Origin of the sequence: Rhodococcus sp. 105337 (assembly GCF_012844225.1) — a bacterium.
GTDB lineage: Bacteria > Actinomycetota > Actinomycetes > Mycobacteriales > Mycobacteriaceae > Rhodococcus.
Genome location: NZ_JABAGQ010000005.1, coordinates 90,549 through 111,552 on the forward strand (window position 1 = coordinate 90,549; position 21,004 = coordinate 111,552).

General features: G+C 68.1%; 23 protein-coding genes. 15 read left to right on the plus strand and 8 right to left on the minus strand.

Features of this window, described 5'->3' with window-relative positions:
* Positions 1 to 16: 16 nt before the first annotated feature.
* Complete coding sequence (locus tag HF886_RS10425; RefSeq protein WP_169621061.1) at positions 17 to 679, minus strand: hypothetical protein; 663 nt, start codon at positions 677 to 679, stop codon at positions 17 to 19.
* A 110-nt stretch (positions 680 to 789) separates the two neighbouring features.
* Between HF886_RS10425 and HF886_RS10430 the strand changes: the two genes are divergently transcribed.
* The 8 genes from HF886_RS10430 (at position 790) to HF886_RS10465 (ending at position 8,725) form a co-directional block, all read left to right on the plus strand.
* Entirely contained in the window at positions 790 to 1,584 is a 795-nt protein-coding gene (locus tag HF886_RS10430; RefSeq protein WP_169620807.1) for a DUF2470 domain-containing protein, read from the plus strand.
* Between the two features lie 103 nt (positions 1,585 to 1,687).
* Positions 1,688 to 2,740, plus strand: coding sequence for an ABC transporter substrate-binding protein (locus tag HF886_RS10435; protein ID WP_169652252.1), 1,053 nt, complete (start codon positions 1,688 to 1,690; stop codon positions 2,738 to 2,740).
* Positions 2,741 to 2,760: 20 nt separating this feature from the next.
* Entirely contained in the window at positions 2,761 to 4,113 is a 1,353-nt protein-coding gene (locus HF886_RS10440) for an LLM class flavin-dependent oxidoreductase (protein WP_169620809.1), read from the plus strand.
* Between the two features lie 27 nt (positions 4,114 to 4,140).
* On the plus strand, positions 4,141 to 5,031 hold the full coding sequence (locus HF886_RS10445; RefSeq protein ID WP_169652253.1) for an ABC transporter permease: 891 nt from the start codon (positions 4,141 to 4,143) through the stop codon (positions 5,029 to 5,031).
* The gene (locus tag HF886_RS10450) at positions 5,007 to 5,729 is read left to right on the plus strand and encodes an ABC transporter ATP-binding protein (protein WP_169652254.1); all 723 of its coding nucleotides are present in this window, start codon (positions 5,007 to 5,009) and stop codon (positions 5,727 to 5,729) included. Before HF886_RS10445 ends, HF886_RS10450 begins: the two co-directional genes overlap by 25 nt.
* 82 nt (positions 5,730 to 5,811) lie before the next feature.
* Positions 5,812 to 6,627 (plus strand): CPBP family intramembrane glutamic endopeptidase, encoded by an 816-nt coding sequence (locus tag HF886_RS10455; RefSeq protein WP_169620812.1) that lies wholly within the window; start codon positions 5,812 to 5,814, stop codon positions 6,625 to 6,627.
* A 145-nt stretch (positions 6,628 to 6,772) separates the two neighbouring features.
* A complete protein-coding gene (locus HF886_RS10460) occupies positions 6,773 to 8,014 on the plus strand; it encodes an LCP family protein (RefSeq protein WP_346765346.1) in 1,242 nt (413 codons plus the stop codon).
* Between the two features lie 156 nt (positions 8,015 to 8,170).
* Positions 8,171 to 8,725 (plus strand): ferritin, encoded by a 555-nt coding sequence (locus tag HF886_RS10465; protein ID WP_169652255.1) that lies wholly within the window; start codon positions 8,171 to 8,173, stop codon positions 8,723 to 8,725.
* A gap of 100 nt (positions 8,726 to 8,825) precedes the next feature.
* Here the strand turns inward: HF886_RS10465 and HF886_RS10470 are convergent, their stop codons facing one another.
* From HF886_RS10470 to HF886_RS10485, 4 genes are read right to left on the minus strand one after another with little or no spacing between them, the layout of a single operon-like run.
* The gene (locus tag HF886_RS10470; RefSeq protein ID WP_169620814.1) at positions 8,826 to 9,743 is read right to left on the minus strand and encodes a DUF5926 family protein; all 918 of its coding nucleotides are present in this window, start codon (positions 9,741 to 9,743) and stop codon (positions 8,826 to 8,828) included.
* A 35-nt stretch (positions 9,744 to 9,778) separates the two neighbouring features.
* Positions 9,779 to 10,552 (minus strand): glycerophosphodiester phosphodiesterase family protein, encoded by a 774-nt coding sequence (locus HF886_RS10475; RefSeq protein ID WP_169620815.1) that lies wholly within the window; start codon positions 10,550 to 10,552, stop codon positions 9,779 to 9,781.
* Complete coding sequence (locus HF886_RS10480; RefSeq protein ID WP_169652256.1) at positions 10,549 to 11,604, minus strand: DUF4328 domain-containing protein; 1,056 nt, start codon at positions 11,602 to 11,604, stop codon at positions 10,549 to 10,551. Before HF886_RS10480 ends, HF886_RS10475 begins: the two co-directional genes overlap by 4 nt.
* The gene (locus HF886_RS10485; protein WP_169652257.1) at positions 11,604 to 11,945 is read right to left on the minus strand and encodes a rhodanese-like domain-containing protein; all 342 of its coding nucleotides are present in this window, start codon (positions 11,943 to 11,945) and stop codon (positions 11,604 to 11,606) included. Before HF886_RS10485 ends, HF886_RS10480 begins: the two co-directional genes overlap by 1 nt.
* Before the next feature lie 220 nt (positions 11,946 to 12,165).
* Here HF886_RS10485 and HF886_RS10490 point away from each other — a divergent pair, with 220 nt between their 5' ends.
* Positions 12,166 to 13,101 (plus strand): LLM class F420-dependent oxidoreductase, encoded by a 936-nt coding sequence (locus HF886_RS10490; RefSeq protein ID WP_169652258.1) that lies wholly within the window; start codon positions 12,166 to 12,168, stop codon positions 13,099 to 13,101.
* A gap of 24 nt (positions 13,102 to 13,125) precedes the next feature.
* Here HF886_RS10490 and HF886_RS10495 read toward each other — a convergent pair whose 3' ends face one another.
* The 3 genes from HF886_RS10495 to HF886_RS10505 form a co-directional block, all read right to left on the minus strand.
* Positions 13,126 to 13,731 (minus strand): hypothetical protein, encoded by a 606-nt coding sequence (locus HF886_RS10495; RefSeq protein ID WP_346765347.1) that lies wholly within the window; start codon positions 13,729 to 13,731, stop codon positions 13,126 to 13,128.
* Positions 13,732 to 13,856: 125 nt separating this feature from the next.
* Positions 13,857 to 14,525 carry a peptide-methionine (S)-S-oxide reductase MsrA gene (msrA, locus tag HF886_RS10500; RefSeq protein ID WP_169652259.1) on the minus strand — a complete coding sequence of 223 codons (669 nt, stop codon included), beginning with the start codon at positions 14,523 to 14,525 and terminating at the stop codon, positions 13,857 to 13,859.
* Positions 14,526 to 14,534: 9 nt separating this feature from the next.
* Positions 14,535 to 15,629 (minus strand): acyltransferase, encoded by a 1,095-nt coding sequence (locus HF886_RS10505; RefSeq protein WP_169652351.1) that lies wholly within the window; start codon positions 15,627 to 15,629, stop codon positions 14,535 to 14,537.
* A gap of 337 nt (positions 15,630 to 15,966) precedes the next feature.
* On the opposite strand from HF886_RS10505, the gene HF886_RS10510 reads away from it, so the two are divergent.
* The 6 genes from HF886_RS10510 (at position 15,967) to HF886_RS10535 (ending at position 20,951) form a co-directional block, all read left to right on the plus strand.
* Positions 15,967 to 16,590 carry a superoxide dismutase gene (locus tag HF886_RS10510; RefSeq protein WP_169620820.1) on the plus strand — a complete coding sequence of 208 codons (624 nt, stop codon included), beginning with the start codon at positions 15,967 to 15,969 and terminating at the stop codon, positions 16,588 to 16,590.
* Between the two features lie 228 nt (positions 16,591 to 16,818).
* Complete coding sequence (locus tag HF886_RS10515) at positions 16,819 to 17,349, plus strand: peptidase (RefSeq protein WP_169652260.1); 531 nt, start codon at positions 16,819 to 16,821, stop codon at positions 17,347 to 17,349.
* 261 nt (positions 17,350 to 17,610) lie between these two features.
* Positions 17,611 to 18,309: a TMEM165/GDT1 family protein gene (locus HF886_RS10520; RefSeq protein WP_169621065.1), complete on the plus strand. Its 699-nt coding sequence runs from the start codon at positions 17,611 to 17,613 to the stop codon at positions 18,307 to 18,309.
* A gap of 124 nt (positions 18,310 to 18,433) precedes the next feature.
* Positions 18,434 to 18,892 (plus strand): MarR family transcriptional regulator, encoded by a 459-nt coding sequence (locus HF886_RS10525; protein WP_206036871.1) that lies wholly within the window; start codon positions 18,434 to 18,436, stop codon positions 18,890 to 18,892.
* A complete protein-coding gene (locus tag HF886_RS10530) occupies positions 18,889 to 20,127 on the plus strand; it encodes an MFS transporter (protein WP_169652261.1) in 1,239 nt (412 codons plus the stop codon). The genes HF886_RS10525 and HF886_RS10530 overlap by 4 nt, the downstream gene beginning before the upstream one ends.
* 56 nt (positions 20,128 to 20,183) lie before the next feature.
* A complete protein-coding gene (locus HF886_RS10535) occupies positions 20,184 to 20,951 on the plus strand; it encodes an SDR family NAD(P)-dependent oxidoreductase (RefSeq protein WP_169621067.1) in 768 nt (255 codons plus the stop codon).
* Positions 20,952 to 21,004 lie beyond the last annotated feature (53 nt).

A 21,004-nucleotide genomic window follows, 5' to 3' on the forward strand; every position in this document is an offset into this window, starting at 1 on the left:
GTCGGGCCGGTGCCGTTCAGCCGGCCGACAGCCCCAGTTCGCCGAGTTCGCGCGCGACCCGGCCGGGGTCGTCGACTTCGACGGCCAGAAGAATCTCCCGCAGTGCGGACGCCGCTTCGGGGATCAGCCGTCGCAACCAGGACACGTCGGGTGACGCGAGGGCCTCCCGGATGTCGAAACCGCTCAGGGCCGCCGCGGTCCCGGACAGCAGCGCCACCACGTCCTGCGTGCTGGTCGCGCGGGCGACGTAGCCCGTGTCGGCGTGGGCGAGGACCGCGAGGAAGTCGGAGACCGCGCCGAGGCCGTGACCTGCGGGAAGACCCGGTACATGTCCGGCTTCGGTGAGTGCGCGTGCGGTGTCGGCGAGCGTGTCGTCGGGTCCGTCCACGTATACGGCCAGCGGTGCGGGTGCCGTGACTGCGAGGACATCGTCGAGGACGTCGGGAGTGCACCCGATCTGGTAACGCACCGGTCGCCAGCCCGCCGGCGCGGGGGGCGGACCCGACGTATCGAGTTCGACGACGAGGTCGCGGCCCGGAGGGACGGTGATCGCGCGGGCCGGGACGATCGGAGGCGCGAACAGCGGTCCGGTGACCTCGCGGTCATCGTCCGGCGAGTCGTACCGTCCGGTCAGCAGCCCGTCCAGCAACCCGCGCGGCTCCTCGCGGGACGGCGGCATTCCGAGGGGAAGGGGGATCGGCACGCATCCCAGATTAGACCCGGGACCTCTTGCCTCCCCGAGGACGATGACTTAGGTTTGCCTCACCTACATAGCCAGGAGGGGTTGTCATGCACACCACCACGTCCACCGCCGTCCCCGCACCCACCACGGCCGAACGCGTGCGCACCGCCCTCATCCGCGCCGACACCTCCCGCCTCGCTGTCGACGGCTGCGATCCCGTCCCCACCACGATCCACCACCTCCATACCGACGACGACCTCGCCATCGTCGTGCCCGCGCACAGCCCCGCCGCCGCACTCACCCGGCATGCGGGCAGCGCGGGACTATCCGCGGTCCTCGAACTCGCCGACCACTCACCGCTGGCCCTCCGCAACCCGGTGCGCTCGCTCATCTGGTTCAGCGGCACCCTGCACCCGGTCCGGGACCCTCGCCTGCTCGCCGCGGAAATCGCGGAAACCCTGCCTCATCCGGAACTTCTCGACGTGGGCCACGGGTCCGAACTGCTGCGGCTGAGCCTCGATTCCGTCGTCGCGGCGGATACGACCGGCGCGGAGGCCGTGAACGTCGTGGATGTGCTCGACGCCGCGCCCGACCCGTTCGCCGCACTCGAGACCGCGTGGCTCGAGCACCTCGAAGAACAGCACGCGGACCTGGTGATGCGCATCGCCCGCCGGATTCCGGAAGCCCAGAGAGGGGGACGAATCCGTCCGCTCGGCATCGACCGGTACGGCGTGCGGCTGCGGATCGAATCGGGCCGCGGCGACCACGACGTCCGCATCCCGTTCGACGAACCGGTCGACGACCCCTCCGGGCTGAGCCGGGCGTTGCGCCTGCTGGTCGGATGCCCGTTCCGGAACGGCCTGCACCCTCGCCTGCGCCGGGAGGACTTCGGATCACGCTGACGCTAACTGTGGTGACCCCCGCGCTCGAACTCGATGATGATCATCAGCCCCCGGCACCGTCCGGGCGGACTCACCGTCGATCGTTCGAGCCCGAGGGAAGTACATGTTCCGCCTACGTCACGCCGGATTCACCACCGCAGCCGCATTCGTCCTGACCGCGGTCGTCGCGTGTGGTTCGGGACCCGCGGGCGGCGGTCTCTCGCCCGACAGTCCGCTTCCGACCGACATCCCCGCCGGGACGAAGATCGTCATCGCCGACCAGGGCGAACGACAGCAGGTCGCGCTGGCGGCGTCCGGCAACCTCGACTCGCTGCCGTTCGAATACGAGTTCGCCACGTTCCAGGGCGCACCGTCGATCCTCGAGGCATTTCGCGCCGACGCCGTCGACGTGGCGTGGGCAGGCGAGATCATGGCTGTGCAATCGCTCGTCGCGGGCGACGACGTGCGGGTGATCACCGCTGTCCAGACCGACAACAGCCTCAACTTGGGCGTCGCGCCGGGCTCCGACATCGACTCGCTGGCCGCACTGTCGGGCAAGCGCATCGGCTACGCCGAGGGCACCTCCCAGCAGGCGTTCGTCCTCCGCGCGCTCGACAAGGCCGGTCTCGACGTCGACGATGTGACACTCACGCCGATGGCACTCGCCGACTTCCCGGACGCGCTGCGATCCGACCAGATCGACGCCGCACCGATGAGCGAACCGGTGTTCTCCCGGTACATGCAGACCCCGGGCGCCACCGCCCTCCCCCGCGACGAGATCGCCGATCTCAGTGACGGGATCTCCTACCTGTACTCGAGCGCGAAGGCACTGTCCGATCCCGCGACAGCGGCCGCGATCCGCGCCTACGTCGGTGCGTACATCGCGTCCGTGGACTGGGCGAACGACAACCGCGACGCGTGGATCGACGAGTACTTCGTCAAGAGCCAGGGCCTGACCGTCGAGGACGGGCGCCGCATTCTCGACGCCAACGGTCCGACGACCTTCCCGAGACTCGACGAGAACCTCGTCGCCACCCAGCAGCACACCGTCGACGTGATCGACGCGGCCGGCGAACTGCCACGACCCGTCGAGGCAGCCGAAGCATTCGACCTGCGCTTCGACGAAGTAGTCCAGGCCGCGGTAGCCGACGCCGGCGCCGGACACGTTCGCAACTGATCTCCGAGGGGACCTTTCTCATGACGCACCGCCAGCTCAGCCTCAATGCCTTCATCTACCCGACCGGCCACCACGAAGCATCGTGGCGTCACCCCGGGAGCGCACCCGAGCGCATCTACGACGTGCACTACTTCCAGGAACTGGCACGTGCAGCCGAAGCCGCCAAACTCGATGCGGTGTTCTTCGCCGACGGGCCCGCGCTGCGCACCGAAGTGCGGTACCGGCCCGACTACGGCCTCGAACCGATCACCACGCTCGTCGCGATGGCCACGGTCACCACGCATCTCGGCCTGATCGCCACCGCGTCGACCACCTATTACGAGCCCTACAATCTCGCCCGGCTGTTCTCGTCGCTCGACCACATCTCCGGTGGCCGCGCAGGATGGAACATCGTCACCACCGCGTCCGATGCGGCAGCGGCGAATTTCGGCCTCACCGACCATCCCGACGTGCGTCAGCGATACGCACGTGCACGCGAATTCGTCGACGCCACAGTGAAACTGTGGGATTCGTGGGAGGACGACGCCGTGGTCGCCGACAAGGCCGCGGGGGTGTACGCCGACCCGGACAAGATCCACCGCGTCGACGTGGAAGGTGAGTACATCAGCGTTCGCGGCCCGTTCAACTCGGCCCGATCCCCGCAGGGCCGGCCGGTCCTGGTCCAGGCCGGATCGTCGAACGACGGACGCGATTTCGCCGCGAACTATGCCGAGGCGATTTTCACCGCACACCAGCGGATCTCGGATGCGCAGGCGTTCTACCGAGACATCAAGCTCCGCGCGGCGGACGCCGGACGCAATCCCGACCACGTCAAGATCCTCCCCGGCCTGAGCCCGTTCCTCGGCGCAACCGAGGCCGAAGCACAAGAACTGCACCGCGAATTCAACGAACTCACCATCGTCGAGTACGGACTCGGGCAACTACAGAAGATGGGGCGGATCGACGTCTCCGGACTGGACCTCGACGCCGTCGTGCCGGCCGAACTCTTCGCGGGAGCCGGCGACATCACCGACAACGACAACAGCCGGCGTCTCGTCTTCGCCAAGATCGTCGAGCGTGAACAGCCGACGCTGCGTCAACTGCTCCACAAGCTTGCCGGAGCGCGCGGGCACAACGTCGTCGCCGGAACCCCGGTGCAGATCGCGGACATCATCGAAGAGTGGTTCACCCGCGGTGCGGCCGACGGGTTCAACATCATGCCGCCCCAGTACCCCCAGGGACTCGAGGCGTTCACCAGCACCGTCGTCCCGATCCTCCAGGAGCGCGGACTGTTCCGCACCGAGTACACCGGTACCACCTTGCGCGACCACTACGGCCTGACCCGGCCGGAAAGCCAGTACGCACGCACTTTCGCGAGTTCCGGGACGGCCTGACTCTCCCCCGACGAAAGGACAAGCCACATGAGCGTGCCCACTGTCGACCTCCGGCGATTCGGGAGCGGCCTCGCCGGGGACGGCGCCACCGACCAGAAACCGGACCCGGACAACGAGCCGGGCCTGCCTCCTCGGCGCGGCCGTAGCCGCCTCGCACCCGGACGGCCGATCAAGTTCGGCCTCGCCATCGGACCGACGATCCTGCTGGCCGTCTGGATCGTGGCGTCGGCGACCGGGCAACTCGACCCGAAGACACTGTCGGCACCGTGGACGGTGGTGACCACCGCCTGGGATCTGATCGCCGACGGACGCCTGCAGAGCAACCTGCTCACCTCCGTGCAGCGTGCGGTGATCGGCGGCGTTCTCGGTGTCTTCTTCGGGTTGCTGCTCGCTCTGATCTCGGGCCTGTCCCGGATCGGTGAAGCGCTCCTCGACGGCCCGGTGCAGATCAAGCGGTCGATTCCGACGCTCGCACTGATGCCGCTCGCGATCCTGTGGTTCGGCATCGGCGAGGAGATGAAGATCCTGCTCATCGCCCTGTCGGTGTTCGTGCCCGTCTACATCAACACCTATTCGGCACTGCGCGGCATCGACTCCCGCTACGTCGAACTCGCCGAGACACTGGACCTGTCGCGCGCGCAGTTCGTCCGGCGTGTGGCCCTGCCCGGCGCGCTCCCGGGGTTCTTCACCGGTCTCCGCATGGCGGTGACGGTGGCCTGGCTCGCCCTCGTCGTCGTGGAGCAGGTCAACGCGACGAGCGGTATCGGGTTCCTCATGTTCCAGGCCCGCACCTACGGGCTCACCGACATCATCATCGTCGGCCTCGTGGTCTACGCGATCCTCGGCTTCGGCAGCGATCTGCTGGTCCGCTCGGCAGAAAGGAAGGCGCTGGCATGGCGCAAGACGATCGGAAGCTGACGGTCCGCACCTCGGGCCTGAGCCGGGGATTCGACGGGCGCGCAGTCCTGCGCAACGTCGACCTCGAGATTCGCGAAGGCGAGTTCGTCGCACTGCTCGGCCGGAGCGGGTCCGGCAAGAGCACGCTGCTGCGCGCCCTCGCCGAACTCGACCACGGGGTGCCCGGGTCGGGGGAGATCGACGTGCCACGCAAGCGAGCGGTCGTCTTCCAGGATTCCCGGCTGCTGCCGTGGGCCCGTGTGCTCGCCAACGTCACCCTCGGACTCACCGGCCCCGACGCGACGGAACGTGGCCGGACAGCGCTCGCCGAAGTCGGCCTCGCCGGCCGGGAGTCGGCGTGGCCCAACGAATTGTCCGGCGGTGAACAACAGCGGGTCTCGCTTGCGCGGTCGCTCGTCCGCGAACCCGAGTTGCTTCTCGCCGACGAACCCTTCGGTGCACTCGACGCGCTGACGAAGATCAAGATGCACGCGCTGCTCCAGGAGTTGTGCGCGGTGCACCGGCCGGCGGTGCTGCTGGTCACCCACGACGTCGACGAAGCGATCGCGCTTGCCGACCGCGTGCTGGTGCTCGATCACGGTTCGCCGGCGGTGGAACTGACGATCGATCTGCCACACCCGCGAGCGGCGCACCCCCTGCAGACGGCGGAGTATCGGCGGATTCTGCTCGAGGCGCTCGGCGTCGAGGTCGCGGCGTGAGCTAGGCCGAACGAGACCGCCGCGGTCCGGCACAGTGACACCGCCGCGGTCCGGCACAGTGACACCGCCGGGGTCCGGCACAATGACACCGGTGACGACGCTTCGTTCCTGGCTGAGCCCGCCGGCGCAGAACCCCGCCACGCCTCTCGATGCCCCCGCACGCCGCGCGCTGTGGATCGAGATCGCGATCGTTCTGCTCGTCACGTTCGGGCTCAGCGGTCTCTCGTCGATCCTGTCGCTGCTCGAGGCGGCGCTCGCACCGGAGCCGTTGTCGGACCGGACCGTTGCGCTGAACAGCCCGCAGTCGTCACAGCAGTTCATCGATCTCGCCCGTCAGCTCCTGGGCATCCTCCGGCTGTCGGCCTGGGGAGCGCTGGGCCTGTACCTGCTCTGGCGCAGCGGCTTCGGCCCGAAAGCCGTGGGTCTGGCCCGTCCGTATCTCCGCCGGGATGTACTGCCCGGTGTCGGGCTCGCCGCCCTGATCGGTTTCCCCGGCCTGCTGCTCTACCTCGGCGCGCGCGCGGCGGGACTGAACCTCACGGTCGCGCCCAGTGTGCTGGCGGACTACTGGTGGCGCGTGCCCACCGAGGTGCTGTGGGCAGTGGCGAACTCCGGTGCCGAGGAGATCCTCGTCGTCGCGTACATCCTCACCCGCCTGCGGCAACTGGGCTGGTCGGAGAACTCTTCACTGTTCGCGTCCGCAGTGCTGCGTGGCAGTTATCACCTGTACCAGGGCCTCGGTGGCGGGTTCGGCAACGTCGTGATGGGTCTCGTCTTCGGCCGGTATTGGCAGCGCACGGGCAGGTTGTGGCCCCTGGTGATCGCCCATGCCTTGATCGACACCGTGGCATTCGTGGGATATCAGGCACTCCGAGGACACGTGTCCTGGCTGCCGTGACCGTACAGTTGTGCGAGTGAACGGCGATCCTCGAGACCCTCGGAACAGGCCGCGGCCACCGCAGGGACCTCCCCCGCAGCGGCCCGCGCCGATCCGCCGTCCCGTGCCTCCGCCCCGGGCGACGCCGCCTCCCGAGGGAACACAGGTGATTCGCCGCGACGGACGACGACCCGCACCGCCCCCGCAGGCGTGGTCGCAGGCCCCCACGCCGACGTACCGTCCCCCTGCCCCGCCGCCCCCGCCGCGGCGCCAGCCACCTCCCCGCGTGCCCGCGCCGCAGGAGGAGGCGTCACGCAGTCGCGACTGGGCGCCCACGCAACGGCCCGAACGAATCGCCGACGAACGCTCTCGCGGCGGGACTCCGCCGCCTGTTGTTCCGCCGGTGCGGCGCAAGCCCGCCGCGCAACCCGAACCACGACGACCACGCCCCGGCGCCGGACGACGCACGATGCGGCGCCTGGGTGCGGTCCTGGCCGTACTCCTCGTCGCCGTGATCGGCGGGACGATCTACCTCGACGGCACGCTCGACCGCGTCGACGCGCTCGCCGCGTACGACGGGCGCGGGGGCGACACCCCCGGCACCAACTGGCTGCTCGTGGGCTCCGACAGCCGAGTCGGCCTCACCCCGGAACAAGAACAGGAACTCGCCACCGGCGGCGACGTGGGTACCGACCGGACCGACACGATCCTGCTCATCCACGTACCGAGCGGCGGAGGCGCGACCACCATGGTGTCGCTGCCCCGCGATTCCTATGTGGACGTGCCGGGCTTCGGGCGGGACAAGCTCAATGCGTCGTTCGCACTCGGCGGACCCCAGTTGCTCGTACAGACCGTCGAAGGCGCGACCGGCGTGCACATCGACCACTACGTGGAGATCGGCTTCGGCGGGTTCGCGTCGATCGTCGACGCGGTCGGCGGAGTCGATATCTGTGTCCCGTACCCGATCGACGATCCGCTGGCCGGTCTGTCGCTCGAGGCAGGGTGCCAGGAACTGAGCGGACCCGAGGCTCTCGGGTTCGTGCGCACCCGCGCGACACCTCTCGCCGACCTGGACCGGATGAACAACCAGCGGCTGTTCCTGTCCGCTCTTCTGGGCAAGGCAACAAGTCCCTCCACGTTCCTCAACCCGTTCCGCGCGGTGCCGCTCGCGACGGGCGCCGCCGGGTCCGTGCGGGTCGACGAGGACGATCATCTCTGGGACCTCGCGCGACTGGCGTGGGCGATGCGCGGTGAGACGTTGACCGCGACGGTGCCCGTCGGAGGATTCGACGACGTCTACGGCATCGGCAACGTGTTGCTGTGGGACCGCTCCCGCGCGGCGCCGTTCTTCGATGCGTTGGCGAAAGATCAGCAGATCCCGGCTGAATTGCTGACGCCCGGACCCTGACATTGCGGTCTCCGCGGCCCGATATTCTCGCGAAATTCGGGGCGGAGATATTCGGCCAGGCAACCCTGAATTGACCAAGGCAAGCCGAAGCTTTGAAGAGTCAGCCTAGCCAAAGCTTGGATGAATTATCACCTGACCTGCATTAACGTCTTGATCATGACGACAATGGGCGAAACGCACAAGACCAAATTCCATTCGCTGCTGCACGACCAGATCCGCAACGAATTCAATGCGTCGCACCAGTACATCGCCATCGCGGTTTTCTACGACAACACCGATCTTCCCCAGCTGGCGAAGCACTTTTACGCGCAGGCAGTGGAAGAACGCAACCACGCCATGATGATCGTCCAGTACTTCCTGGACCGGGACATGGCCGTCGACCTCACCGGGGTCGACGCCGCACAGTCGATGTTCGACAACGCGCGCGAACCGATCGCGCTGGCTCTCCGCCAGGAGCGGTCGGTGACCGACCAGATCGTCGAGCTGGCGCGCACCGCGCGCGACGAGGGCGACTACCTCGGCGAGCAGTTCATGCAGTGGTTCCTGCAGGAGCAGGTCGAAGAGGTCGCCACGATGACGACGCTGCTCACCGTCGCCGACCGCGCCGGTTCCAACCTGTTCAACCTCGAGGATTTCGTCGCGCGGGAGCTCAACTCGAAGGCCCGCGAACTGCGCGGCAACGCGCCGACCGTCGCCGGCGGCAGCATCTGACGCGACCTGCAGCCCACAGGGCCCGAATGCCACAGTTCCCGGATCACCGGCGAACTGTGGCATTCGGCTTTGCGGGGGACTTCTCTCGGCCCCGGAAAAATCAGCGCAGGGTGATCTGACGACTGCGGATTCCGTCGCGGGAGCGCAGCTCGGCAGTGGTCAGCGGCTCGTCCACGGCCAGCGCGGCATCGAGGCGCGCGCCGAGTTCGAGTGCGGGTTCCACCCATTCGTCGGCGTGCTTCTCCCGGTCGAGATCGAAAACCGGAACCAGCAGTCCGTGCGTGCGGAACGACCCGGCGAAGCGTGATCCCTCCCCGAGGTGGAGGCCACCGGCCGCGTGCACGCGCGACAACGCGGCCATGAGCGCGTCCTCGTCCTCGGGCCGAACCCAACGCAGGTGTGCCTTCTCGCCGGGATCCACCCACCACGCACCGACCAGCCCGTCACCGTTCAGACGCGCCGAGGGCAACACCGCGCTGTTGGCGTGCTGCACGGTGTGCGCAATGTCCTGGCTCGGCTCGACGCCGGCCGGAATCCACCAGTTGAAGTCGGTGTGCACGGTGATCGGGGGAACAACATTCGCGTCGAGCAGGTCCTGCAGCCGCGGGGTGTCGTCGTCCACAGTCGCGGTCTGCAGCGACGATCCGGGCTCGGCCGTGCGGGCCCACTCGATCGCGGCGGCGAGTTCCCCGGCCGGGTCCGGGCCGTACCCGCTCGCGAGCTGCAAGCCGACGTACGCGACGGTCTCGTCGTCTTCTTCGCGGACCAGCGCCGCGACGCCACCCGGAAGGATGGTCGCACCGACGATCTTGCGTCCCTCATCGGTCAGCGGCAGGTCGACCAGTGCGGACGGAACGAACTCGCGCAGCGCGACGAGGTCGCATTCGAATGCGAGGCCCTCGAACGGTCGCGTGGACGCGGCGACCGCGGCTTCCCGCTCCAGTCTCCGCTGCTCGAGCTTGGCGGCGCGGTTGGCACCGGGCTTGGGTCCACTGTTTCTCTTGCTCTTCTTGGCCACGGCGCCAAACTACACGCCCGGCCTGCCCGCCCGATCTATACGCCGTGAGCAGCGTCGAGTTGCAGCTTGGTACGGCCCGGATGGTTGGTGGCCACCCATCCGACGCCGAGTTCGCGGCACAGCTCGACGTCTGCGGGGTCGTCGACGGTCCAGCAATACGTCGCACGGCCCGACGCAGCGGCACGGTCGACGAGATCCCGGTGCTCCCGGAGCGTCATGATCGACGGGCCGATCGCGGTGGCGCCCACGGTAGTGGCAGCACTTCCCCGCAGATACCGGGAGGTTTCGCCGAGCAACACGGTGGGCAGCAACGGAGCTGCCCGGCGGATCCGCCATACCGCGCTGCCCGCGAACGACATCACCACCACGCGGGAGAAGTCGGCCGACGCAGGCGTCGCGAGCCCGAAGCTCGCCAGCGCGTCGAGCAGCTTCGCCTCGACCAGCGCGCCGTACCGGACGGGATGCTTGGTCTCGACGAACAGTTTGACCGGCACACTCGTCCAGTCCATGACGAGCTCGAGCAAACGGTGCAGGGTGAGCAGTTCCGCCGGTTCACCGGGCTTGCCGTAGTCGTGCTCGGACAGTTCCGCGAGAGTCATTTCGCTGACGACACCCGTTCCGTCGGACGTGCGGTCGATCGTGCGGTCGTGGATGCACACGAGGTGCCCGTCACTGGTGAGCCGCACATCGCACTCGAGTCCGTCGGCGCCTTCCGCGAGGGCCAGTTCGTACGCGGCGAGAGTGTGCTCGGCCTTGGCCGCCGACGATCCCCGATGTGCGACCACCCGAGGGCGATCCACGGCGCTCACGTGCTTGCCACCGGTTGGGGTACGTCGTCGCGCTCGTCCTGGGCACCGGCCGGAGTGTCGTCCTGCGACAGGGACGCCGTGTCGGCCGGGCTGCCGGCGGTCGCGGCGCGCGGCACGATCGGGGCAATGGGCGCGTATGCGGGTCCGGTGGCGTAGGTGAATCTCCGGTGGCGCATCGGCCTGCCCCAGATGTCCGTTCCCTCGAACAACCGCACCACGTGCAGCGTCGTGAGCGCGACCGCCGTGGCCAGCGCCGCAGCGAACGCCGCGAGCAGCACGCCGTCCGCACGGGCCTGGATCGTGTCGCGCTGACGCCACAGCACGACCACGACGAACATCACCGCGTCGAGTACCCACAGCACCCACCAGATCCGGATCGCCCGGAGAAGCCTGGGGTCGCGACCGGCGATCTCGGTGAGGAGCACTCCCGGCATCGCGAGGTTGACTCCGGGCACGACGACACCGAGCAGCACCGTCGGCGACGGCCGGGGATCGACCTCGCCGCGTTCGGCGAAGACGCGCCGGCGTAGTTCGAGCAGGCGCACCGCGCACGCGACGGCCGCGGCGAGCGCGACGAACGGTGCACCCACCTGCGTCGCCCACACGGCGGCGTCGGAGACCGCGAGAGCCAGCGGGTCGACGAGTCTGGTCCGGTTGAACACCAGCAGTCCGTACCGGAACGCCTCGGCGAGAGCCGCGAGGCCGAACACGACGGCGGCGCCCACGAGGAGTGTCGGCGCGAGATCGGAGATCGTCTCGCTACGGCTCGGTTCGTACTCGGTGTCGACCGGCCGCGGATCTGTCAGTCCCCAGCGCGGTATCTCCCGGTATCGCGGCGTCGGAGCCGTCCCGCGCGTGCGCGTGGGCTCAACGGGACCGATCGGTACCGCCGGGCGCGCGACCCAGCGAAAGTTGCGGCGCGACGGGGGAACCGGAACGTCGGTGGAGACGGGCGAGAGCAGGACGCCACGGCAGGATGGGCACCACTGCCGGGGCTGATAGGTCACCGGCCAGCGGTTCTCGCACCGAACACAGATCTGGTAGGCGGCCATCAATAGATCTTCGCGGGTTCATCACCGTCGGAAACCAGGGGAAGACCGCTCTTCTGCCACGCCACCATGCCACCGTTCACCTGGATGGCGTCGTACCCGATGCGGTTGAGGTACTGGACTGCGCCGAGCGAGCGTCCGCCCTGGCGGCAGACCACGTAGACCTCGGCATCGATGTCGATTTCCTCGAGTCGTGCTGGGACGTCGGCCAGCGGAATGTGGACCGCGCCGGGTGCGTGTCCGAGCGCCCATTCGTCGTCTTCGCGTACGTCGAGGAGTACAGCGGCGGCGCTCGTCTCTGGCACCTCGTCCACAGACACGGTGGGGACGTCGGAAAAACTCACGATTCCAATAGTGGCACGTGCTGCGGGGCGATGCAGCCGAGGACGCTTCACTACGCGCTCGTGTCACCTCCACACACCGCAGGTCCTGGAGTTATCCACAGTTTCCACAGGTTCATCCCCAGGCTCTACCGGAGGTGGGGATGCCCGGCTCGAGACACGTCACATCGTCGGTCGTTCGGTACGAAACCCGGGAGAGGGGGGCACCTGAAATGATGCATTCATGGAACTACGAATCTTCACCGAACCCCAGCAGGGCGCCACGTACGACGATCTTCTCGCCGTCGCACAGACAGCCGAGCGGCTCGGTTACGGCGCATTCTTCCGTTCCGACCACTATCTCGCCATGAACGCCGACGGCCTGCCCGGCCCCACGGACGCGTGGATCACGCTGGCCGGACTCGCGCGCGACACCTCGACGATCCGGCTCGGCACCCTCGTCACGTCGGCCACGTTCCGCTATCCCGGTCCGCTCGCCATCTCCGTCGCACAGGTCGATGCGATGAGCGGCGGCCGTGTCGACTTCGGTTTCGGCGCAGGATGGTTCGAGGAGGAGCATCTCGCCTACGGCATCCCGTTCCCGTCCCTGAAGGACCGTTTCGACCGGCTCGAGGAGTCGCTGGCCGTCATCACCGGACTGTGGGACACACCCGTCGGCGAGACGTTCTCGTACGAGGGCACGCACGTGCGGATCCAGAACTCACCGGCGCTTCCGAAGCCGCAGCAGCAGCCCCATCCGCCCATCGTGATGGGCGGCGCCGGCAAGAAGCGCACACCCGCCCTCGCCGCACGGTACGCCGACGAGTTCAACGTGCCGTTCATGTCGGCCGAGGACACCGAGGTGTTGTTCGACCGTGTGGCAGGGGCATGCCGCGACGCCGACCGCGACCCGGCCACGCTCACGTACTCCAATGCCCTCGTGCTGTGCTGCGGGCGCGACGAAGCCGAGATCGCCCGCCGCGCCGAACGGATCGGCCGGGAGGTCGGCGAGCTGCGCGAGAACGGTCTCGCGGGCACCCCCGCGGAGGTCGTCGAGAAGATCAAGAGCTACGCGGCGGTCGGCTCGCAGCGCATCTACCTGCAGATGCTCGATCTCAGCGACCTCGAACACCTCGAGCTGGTCGCGGCGGAGGTCATGCCGGCCGTGCGCGACCTGTAGCCCTCACAGCTGGAAAACGGTGGCTCAGTAGCTGCTGGTGGAGCCGAGGAACGCCTCGATCTCCCGGTTCCACCGGCGGCGACGGGTGCGCTCGAGTCCCCACCGCGCCGACTCGAACATCGTGATCGCCAGCGCGACCGACAGCGCCCACAGGAACACACCGGCGCAGACGGCAGAGACCTTGGCGGCGGCCACCGTGAGCGGAGGGTCGGCGAGTTCACCCGAACGGGCGTCGACCCACACCGTCACGTCGCCCCCGGTAACGGACCAGCTGTCCACCGGAACCACGGCCCGGCGCTGCTCGTCCCCCCACTGCCAGGTGGCCGACGCGGGGGCGGTAACCGACGACGCGACCTCTCCCCCTCCCGGCGCGGCAGGGTCGGGCGCGGACTCGAGGGTCGCGGAGACCGGGGTGCGTTCGGTGCTCTGCTTCTCGGCGAGCGCTACCCAGGACTGCCACGATCCGGCGCCGACGACCCCGGCGACCGGAATCGTCAGCGCGAGCGTGGTGAACAGCACGAAGAACAACCACGCTTCGATGCGGTCGGCCCGGCGTACGAGCGGATTCCCGCCGCGCCGGCTGCGGCGCATGCGGTCGAGGTAGTCGCCCGCGCACGTCGAGGTTTTCACGGTGACCGGTCCTCCCCGTCGGCAGTCGTGTTCTCCGAGGATGCGACGGTCGTCGGCGGATTTCAAGACGCGACGACCGATTCGCGCACCCCGGACTCACGCTCCGGGAGGTGCCGGGAACGGGATCAGGCGCCGAGCCCCACCGGGCAGCTCACGCCGGTTGCGTGCACCGGGCAGTAACCGTGGGGATTCTTCGCGAGGTACTGCTGGTGGTAGTCCTCGGCGTAGTAGAAGTGCGTCAGAGGTGCGATCTCGGTGGTGACAGCGCCGTAGCCGGCTGCCGCGAGCCGCTCGCCGTACGCTTCGGCCGTCGCCTCGGCCATCTCGATCTGCGTCTCGTCGTGCGTGTAGATCGCCGAGCGGTACTGGGTTCCCTGATCGTTACCCTGCCGCATCCCCTGCGTCGGATCGTGGTTCTCCCAGAACTCCTGCAGGATGCGCGCGTAACCGATCACCTTGGGATCGAAGACGACGAGCACGACCTCGGTGTGACCGGTCCGGCCCGAGCACACCTCTTCGTACGTGGGATTGGGGGTGTAACCACCGGCGTACCCGGCGGCGGTCGAGTACACGCCGTCGAGTTGCCAGAACTCCTTCTCCGCACCCCAGAAGCACCCCATCCCGACCACGGCGGTCTGCAGCCCCTCGGGGAAGGGGGGAACGATGCGATTGCCGTTGACGTAGTGGGTCTCGGGAACGACTACGAGCTCGGAACGCCCGGGTAGTGCGTCCTCGCGGGCCACCATCTGCGACTTGGAACCTGCACGGGCCAGAATCTCGTCGAACCAGGACATGTCCCGATGCTACGCGCGGGGCCCGGTGGTGGCCGGTTCCGCGGCCACCGTGCGGGCCGGGGTGAGCCACCGGGTGCTGATCCAGCGCGCGGCGGGTACCTCGACACCGCGGTAGACCACTTCCGACACGAGGGCGCAGCCGAGCAGCACGCACACGATCGCACCGGTCTGCCCCACCACCCCGACCGTGTTCTCGTAGATCCGGTACATCACCAGGGTGTGCGTGAGGTAGATGGCGTAGCTGCGGGTCGCGACCCAGTCGACGACCCGGAGATGCGCGAAGCGGCCGTTGTAGCGGGAGACCAGCACGACGCATGCGAACACCACGGTGATGGTCCACAGGTAGCGCGTCCCCGCCCAGTACACCTGGGTGTCGGTGGCGAGCACGATCACGTGGACCTGCGCCAGCAACGCCAGGACGAGCCCGCGGCCGGAGATCAGTCCGGCCCATCCGAGGTAGGCGATCTGCCCGAGGAACACCGTGGGCAGCGTCGCCGCGATCCGGGAGAGGAAGGGCACGCTGTACGGCTCCGGGATGTACAGGTTGTAGATGAGCACCAGCATGCACAACACGGCCCCGAGGACGGGAATGATGAGCGGGTTGGCGCGCAGGAGCGAGCGGCCGGCGACGCAGTACAGGTAGAAGACGATCTGCACGGCGAGCGTCCACGCGACTCCGAGCACGGCCACCTGCGGCTTCAGGAAGAAGGCGCCGAGGATGAAACTCAACGCGGCCTCGGAGTTCGAGACACCCGTGTGACCACTGAACATGCCGTTGATACCGAGCCGGACCAGCACGATCGCGGCGAGGATGCAGACCCAGAACGCGGGAACCAGGCGCGCGGCGCGGGCGATGAGGAAACGCCGGGGTGATTGCCGCATGGCGGACCGGGTGATGAGGAGCCCGGTGAGCATCATGAACGCCGCGACCCCGACGAACGACAGATGCTGGTTCAGCCCGGCCCCGTCGACGAAGACGCGGTACACGAGGTCGATGCCCCACCATCCGGTCCCGAGGTCGTCGATCAGATAGAACGAGATGTGGGAATAGACGACCGCGAGCACTGCTGCGAACCGCAGCAGATTGACGCCCGGAAGATCCACGCGAGGTGCGTCGACCCCGTTCGCGGGTTCGTTCAGGAAGGGCCGATACACCGCCCAATGTTAAGGTTCCGCTCTCGAGCGTCACCAATTGGTCCAGCTCGACCGGGGTTTCTGCTGGTCGCGGGAGATGTCCTCGCGGGAAACGGCGATTCTCGTCGCTGCCGCCCCGAGCCTCGTGGGCGTACGTCCGAGTGACAGCTGTGGTTGCGCGGGGTGTACTTATGAGTTGGGGTGGAAACCACACGGTGTGGGTAATCCACACAAGTGTTGTGGTGAAACCCGCAAGGCACGGAAACAACCGCACGGGCCCTACCGGGCTCGCAAAGAAGGGACCCTCGTGGCTGAGTACACACTTCCGGAACTGCCCTACGACTATGCAGCGCTCGAGCCGCATATCTCGGCGAAGATCATGGAGCTGCACCACGACAAGCATCACGCGACCTACGTCGCAGGTGCGAACACCGCTCTCGAGAAGCTGGCCGAGGCGCGCGAGAACGGCACGCTGGCCGCTCAGGCAACCAAGCTCGAGAAGGATCTCGCCTTCCACCTCGGTGGCCACACCAACCACACGGTGTTCTGGCAGAACCTCTCCCCCGAGGGTGGCGACAAGCCCGAAGGCGAGCTGGCCGCGGCGATCGACGACGCGTTCGGTTCGTTCGACAAGTTCCGCGATCACTTCTCCGCGAACGCGAACTCCATCCAGGGCTCCGGCTGGTCGATCCTGGCCTGGGATTCCATCGGGCAGCGTCTGCTCATCGTGCAGCTGTACGACCAGCAGGGCAACATCCCGATCGGCCTGACCCCGCTGCTCATGCTCGACATGTGGGAGCACGCCTTCTACCTGCAGTACCAGAACGTGAAGGCCGATTACGTCAAGGCGTTCTGGAACATCGTGAACTGGGCGGACGTGCAGGCTCGCTTCGACCGGGCACGCACCCAGACGGCAGGTCTGATCGTCTAGAGCCCGAGGCTCCGATCGGCTGAGCCGAATCGGCTGCGCCGGATACGAACGGAGGGACGCCGCAGCGCGGCGTCCCTCTTGCCGTATCCGGCCCCCACCCGGACTGGCACTCGGCACCTCTTGTGTGCAAGCACGAGAAGTGGGCATTCTTCGTCTACCGGCCATAGGGCCGGGAACCGGCTTGCAACGGCGCGACCGGACCGGCTCGAGTGGATCGGGGTGGGTTCGATGACGGACTACGCACACGGACGGATCGAACTCGCCGCATTTCACGCGGCAGGAGCGCTGCGCGGTTTCGTCGTGTCGGGCAGGTGGCCCGACACGACCCGGGAGTGGACGCAACTGCTCGCGCTGACGGTGCGCGTGGCATCGTTGCCCGGACTGCTGCCCACCTCGACCGTGTTCGGGGTCAAGGAGGAGTTGCCCGACGATCCGGAGCCCGGAACGGTCGGATTGCTGATCGCCGAGGGGCCCGTCATCGGCGCCGAAGCCGTGACGCCGGAGCGATTCGCGGACTGCCGGCCGTCGGCGCTCATGTTGCATCCTCCGTCGGAGACGACTCCGACGCTGCCCGAGAATGCGGGTGCCGCGTCGGGGTGTGTGTTGTTGCCGGGCCTCCCCCACCTGGGCCTCGACCACCGGGCAGCCTGGGTGGAAGGGGAGCCGGACGGTACCGTGACGTCCCTGGTGAGCAGGGTCGGAGTGAATCCGAGCAGTGATCCCGACACCGCAATTCTGGCGATGCTGCTGGCCGCGTGACCCGCACCCGCACAAGAGAGTTCGGTTCTCCGAAACTGAGCATGCCCTTTACCGATGCGCTGTCGGGCCGGTATCGTTTGCTTCGCGAAGGGGAGTAGCCCCCAATCGCCGAGTCGACATACTGGCGGCGCCGCGCAGGCGGACCGCCCGGCACGGCGAACCGGACGGTAGTCCGGTGGGCGAGACCTTCGGCCGTCGGCGCACCGTGCCCGACGTCCGGAGGAAGCCCAATTTTCCTCCAGCGGGTGAGGAGGAATGCCGATGTGGTCCGCCGTCGTACTGAGCTTCGCAGTCATCTTCGTGGCCGAACTGGGCGACAAATCCCAGTTGATGGCCATGACGTTCGCGTTGCGGTACCGCTGGTGGGTCGTCCTGACCGGCATCCTGTTCGCCACGACGGCCGTGCATCTCGTATCGGTGGCCGTCGGGCACTATCTCGGCGTCGCCATTCCCCCCGTCGCGATGTCCATCGTCGGCGGCCTCGCGTTCCTGTTCTTCGGTCTGTGGACGTTGCGAGGAGATTCGCTCGACGACGCCGAACAATCGAAGGCCGGACGCGTGGCGCGTTCCGCGTTCCTGGCCGTGGTCTCGGCCTTCTTCCTCGCGGAACTCGGCGACAAGACGATGCTCGCGACCATCACCCTCGCCGCCGACAACGACTGGGTGGGCGTGTGGATCGGATCAACCGTCGGCATGGTTGCCGCCGACGCACTCGCGATCATCGCCGGTGCGGTGCTCGGCCGTCACATGCCGGAGAACGCCATCCGGCTCGGCGCGTCCGCCTTGTTCTTCGGGTTCGGCGCGTGGATGCTCGGCGACGGACTCGCGCCGGACTCGGCCGTGGTCGGTCCGGTCGCCGGAGGGATCACCCTCGTCCTCGCCGCTGCGGGGGCGGTCGTCGTCGGGAGGCGGGCGGCACGCCGGACGACTGCGGAGGTTCCGGCTCCCGTCGAGCCCTGATGTCCACCCGGCTTCCCGGCGTGACCAACGCCACCGCGTGAGCGCCGAACATCCGGGCTCCTCTCGCTCCAGAAGAGTATGCTTGCCGATAGGCAAATACTTTGGGAGTTGAATGACACCACCGATGGGAAGCACACACTTCGACGACGACGACATCCACCGCCTGCGCATCGCCCTCGGCCGGATCGCCCGGAGCGTCGGCCGGTCCGCAACCGACGAGGGGCTCACCCGGTCCCAGTCGTTGCTGCTGACGACCGTGGCGAAGCACGGGACGATCGGGGTGCGCGAACTCGCGGAGCACGAGGGACTCAACCCCACAATGTGCTCGCGGATGGTCGGCAAGCTCGAAGAAGCCCAACTCGTCACGCGTTCCTCCGACGCCGGCGACAAGCGCGTCGTGCGGATCCACATCACCCCGGCGGGGGCGCGGCAGTCGGATGAGCTACGCGCTCGCCGGACGGCGATGTTCGCCCGGCACCTGGCGGAACTGGACGACGACCGACTCGACGCACTCCACGACGCCCTGCCCGCCCTCGAAGCACTCGGTGAGCGCATGTGCCGGGGACGGGAGGTGCGTGAGTGACCGTCATCGACGACATCCGCGGACAGACGTTCGCGGCCCTCCGCGGGCCCAACTTCCGCCGCTACATCGGCGGTCAGGCGATTTCACTCGTCGGCACATGGATGCAGACCATCGCCCAGTCGTGGCTCGTCCTCCAGCTGACCGGCTCGGCCACCGCCATCGGCATCGTCCTCGCCCTGCAGACCGTGCCGATGCTGCTCCTCGGGCCGTACGGCGGGGTGATCGCGGACCGCACCGACAAGCGCCGGCTCATGATCGGGCTGCAGAGCCTCATGGGTGTGCAGGCACTCGTGCTGGGTCTGCTCGTCGTGACCGGCACCGTCGAGTTGTGGCACGTCTACGTGCTCGCCGTACTGCTCGGCCTCAATCAGTGCTTCGAGAACCCCGCACGGCAGTCCTTCATGCTCGAAATGGTCGGGCCCGACGATCTCCGCAACGCGGTGAGTCTCCAATCGGTGCTCGCCTCGTGTTCCCGCATGATCGGCCCGGCTGTCGCGGGCATCGTGATCGCCGCAGGTGGTATCGGACTGTGCTTCCTGCTCAACGCGGCAAGCTTCGTCGCCGTCGTCACGTCGTTGCTGACACTCGACGTGTCGAAACTCGTGCCCTCACCGCCCACAGCCCGCGCGCGCGGCCAGCTACGCGAGGGACTCGCCTACGTGCGGCGCACATCCGATCTCGCGGTGCCTCTGCTGATGATGGCGCTGGTGGGATGCCTCGCCTTCGAGTTCCAGGTCGTGCTTCCGGTGCTTGCCGACCAGACGTTCGACGCGGGTGCCGAGGCGTACGGCTTGCTCACCGCGGCGATGGGTGCGGGATCGGTAGTCGGCGGTCTCGTGGTCGCGACCTGGGGGCACACGGGCACCAAGCCTCTCGTCCTGACGGCGCTCGCATTCGGTGTCGCAATGGCCGTAGCCGCAGCGTCCCCGACCATGCCCATCCTGGTGGCGACGATGGTCGTCGTCGGCGCTCTGAGCGTGACCTTCACGTCCACCACCAACAGCACGCTCCAGCTCACCGCCGCGCCGACCATGCGTGGCCGGGTGATGGCCCTCTGGTCCGTCGCCTTCCTCGGCTCCACCGCGATCGGCGGTCCCATCGCCGGCTGGGTCTGCGAGCAGGGCGGCGGGCGAGCCGGGCTGTTGCTGGGCGCGGGCGCGTGCCTCGTCGCCGCCGCGATGGGTGCCGCGGTGATGCGCCGACGGGCTGCGATCGAACTGACACCTGCACGCTAGGGTTCGTGACGGACCACACACGCGTGCCGCAAGGCCCGGACGAGGAGTTACGAACAGTGGAAATTCAGGGATCTGCCGCACTGGTGACCGGCGCCGCATCCGGCCTCGGTGCCGCCACCGCCCGTCGCCTCACCGACGCGGGGGCCACCGTCTTCGGTCTCGACCTCGAACAGTCGATCGAGCGCGTCGGCGACGCGGCACCCGAGGGCGTCACGCTCATCCCCACCGACGTGACCAGCGCCGAGGGCGTCCAGTCCGCGATCGACCGCATCGTCGAGTCGGGACTGCCGCTGCGCACCGTCGTCAACTGCGCCGGCGTCGGCTGGGCCGGCCGGATCCTGTCGAAGAACGGGCCGCACGACCTCGAACTGTTCCGCACGGTCATCACCGTCAACCTGCTCGGCACCTTCAACGTCATGCGCCTCGCCGCCGATGCGATCGCCAAGACCGAGCCGGTCGACGAGTCCGGCCAGCGCGGCGTCGTCGTCAACACCGCGTCCGTCGCCGCGTTCGAGGGCCAGGTCGGGCAGATCGCCTACTCCGCGTCGAAGGGCGGCGTGCACGGCATGACCGTTCCCGCAGCGCGCGACCTCGCGCAGTACGGGATTCGCGTCAACACCATCGCGCCGGGCATCGTCGACACCCCGATGCTCGCCGGCGTCACCGAGGAGTACCGCAAAGGCCTCGAGGCGGGCGTGCCGTTCCCGTCGCGCCTCGCACAGCCCGCCGAGTACGCACAGCTCGTGCAGATGATCGTCGAGCACGACTACCTCAACGGCGAGACCATCCGCATGGACGGTGCGCTGCGCATGGCGCCGCGCTGATCCGCGACGCACAACGCTTCCCACGTCGGCGCGGTGGAGTCACGTACTGCGTG

Excerpts from the sequence above, each read along its gene's own strand:
- HF886_RS10425 (WP_169621061.1), bottom strand. The coding sequence starts at position 679 with ATGCCGCCGTCCCGCGAGGAGCCGCGCGGGTTGCTGGACGGGCTGCTG.
- HF886_RS10430 (WP_169620807.1), top strand. The coding sequence starts at position 790 with ATGCACACCACCACGTCCACCGCCGTCCCCGCACCCACCACGGCCGAA.
- HF886_RS10435 (WP_169652252.1), top strand. The coding sequence starts at position 1,688 with ATGTTCCGCCTACGTCACGCCGGATTCACCACCGCAGCCGCATTCGTC.
- HF886_RS10440 (WP_169620809.1), top strand. The coding sequence starts at position 2,761 with ATGACGCACCGCCAGCTCAGCCTCAATGCCTTCATCTACCCGACCGGC.
- HF886_RS10445 (WP_169652253.1), top strand. The coding sequence starts at position 4,141 with ATGAGCGTGCCCACTGTCGACCTCCGGCGATTCGGGAGCGGCCTCGCC.
- HF886_RS10450 (WP_169652254.1), top strand. The coding sequence starts at position 5,007 with ATGGCGCAAGACGATCGGAAGCTGACGGTCCGCACCTCGGGCCTGAGC.
- HF886_RS10455 (WP_169620812.1), top strand. The coding sequence starts at position 5,812 with ATGACACCGGTGACGACGCTTCGTTCCTGGCTGAGCCCGCCGGCGCAG.
- HF886_RS10465 (WP_169652255.1), top strand. The coding sequence starts at position 8,171 with ATGACGACAATGGGCGAAACGCACAAGACCAAATTCCATTCGCTGCTG.
- HF886_RS10480 (WP_169652256.1), bottom strand. The coding sequence starts at position 11,604 with ATGGCCGCCTACCAGATCTGTGTTCGGTGCGAGAACCGCTGGCCGGTG.
- HF886_RS10490 (WP_169652258.1), top strand. The coding sequence starts at position 12,166 with ATGGAACTACGAATCTTCACCGAACCCCAGCAGGGCGCCACGTACGAC.
- msrA (WP_169652259.1), bottom strand. The coding sequence starts at position 14,525 with ATGTCCTGGTTCGACGAGATTCTGGCCCGTGCAGGTTCCAAGTCGCAG.
- HF886_RS10515 (WP_169652260.1), top strand. The coding sequence starts at position 16,819 with ATGACGGACTACGCACACGGACGGATCGAACTCGCCGCATTTCACGCG.
- HF886_RS10520 (WP_169621065.1), top strand. The coding sequence starts at position 17,611 with ATGTGGTCCGCCGTCGTACTGAGCTTCGCAGTCATCTTCGTGGCCGAA.
- HF886_RS10525 (WP_206036871.1), top strand. The coding sequence starts at position 18,434 with ATGGGAAGCACACACTTCGACGACGACGACATCCACCGCCTGCGCATC.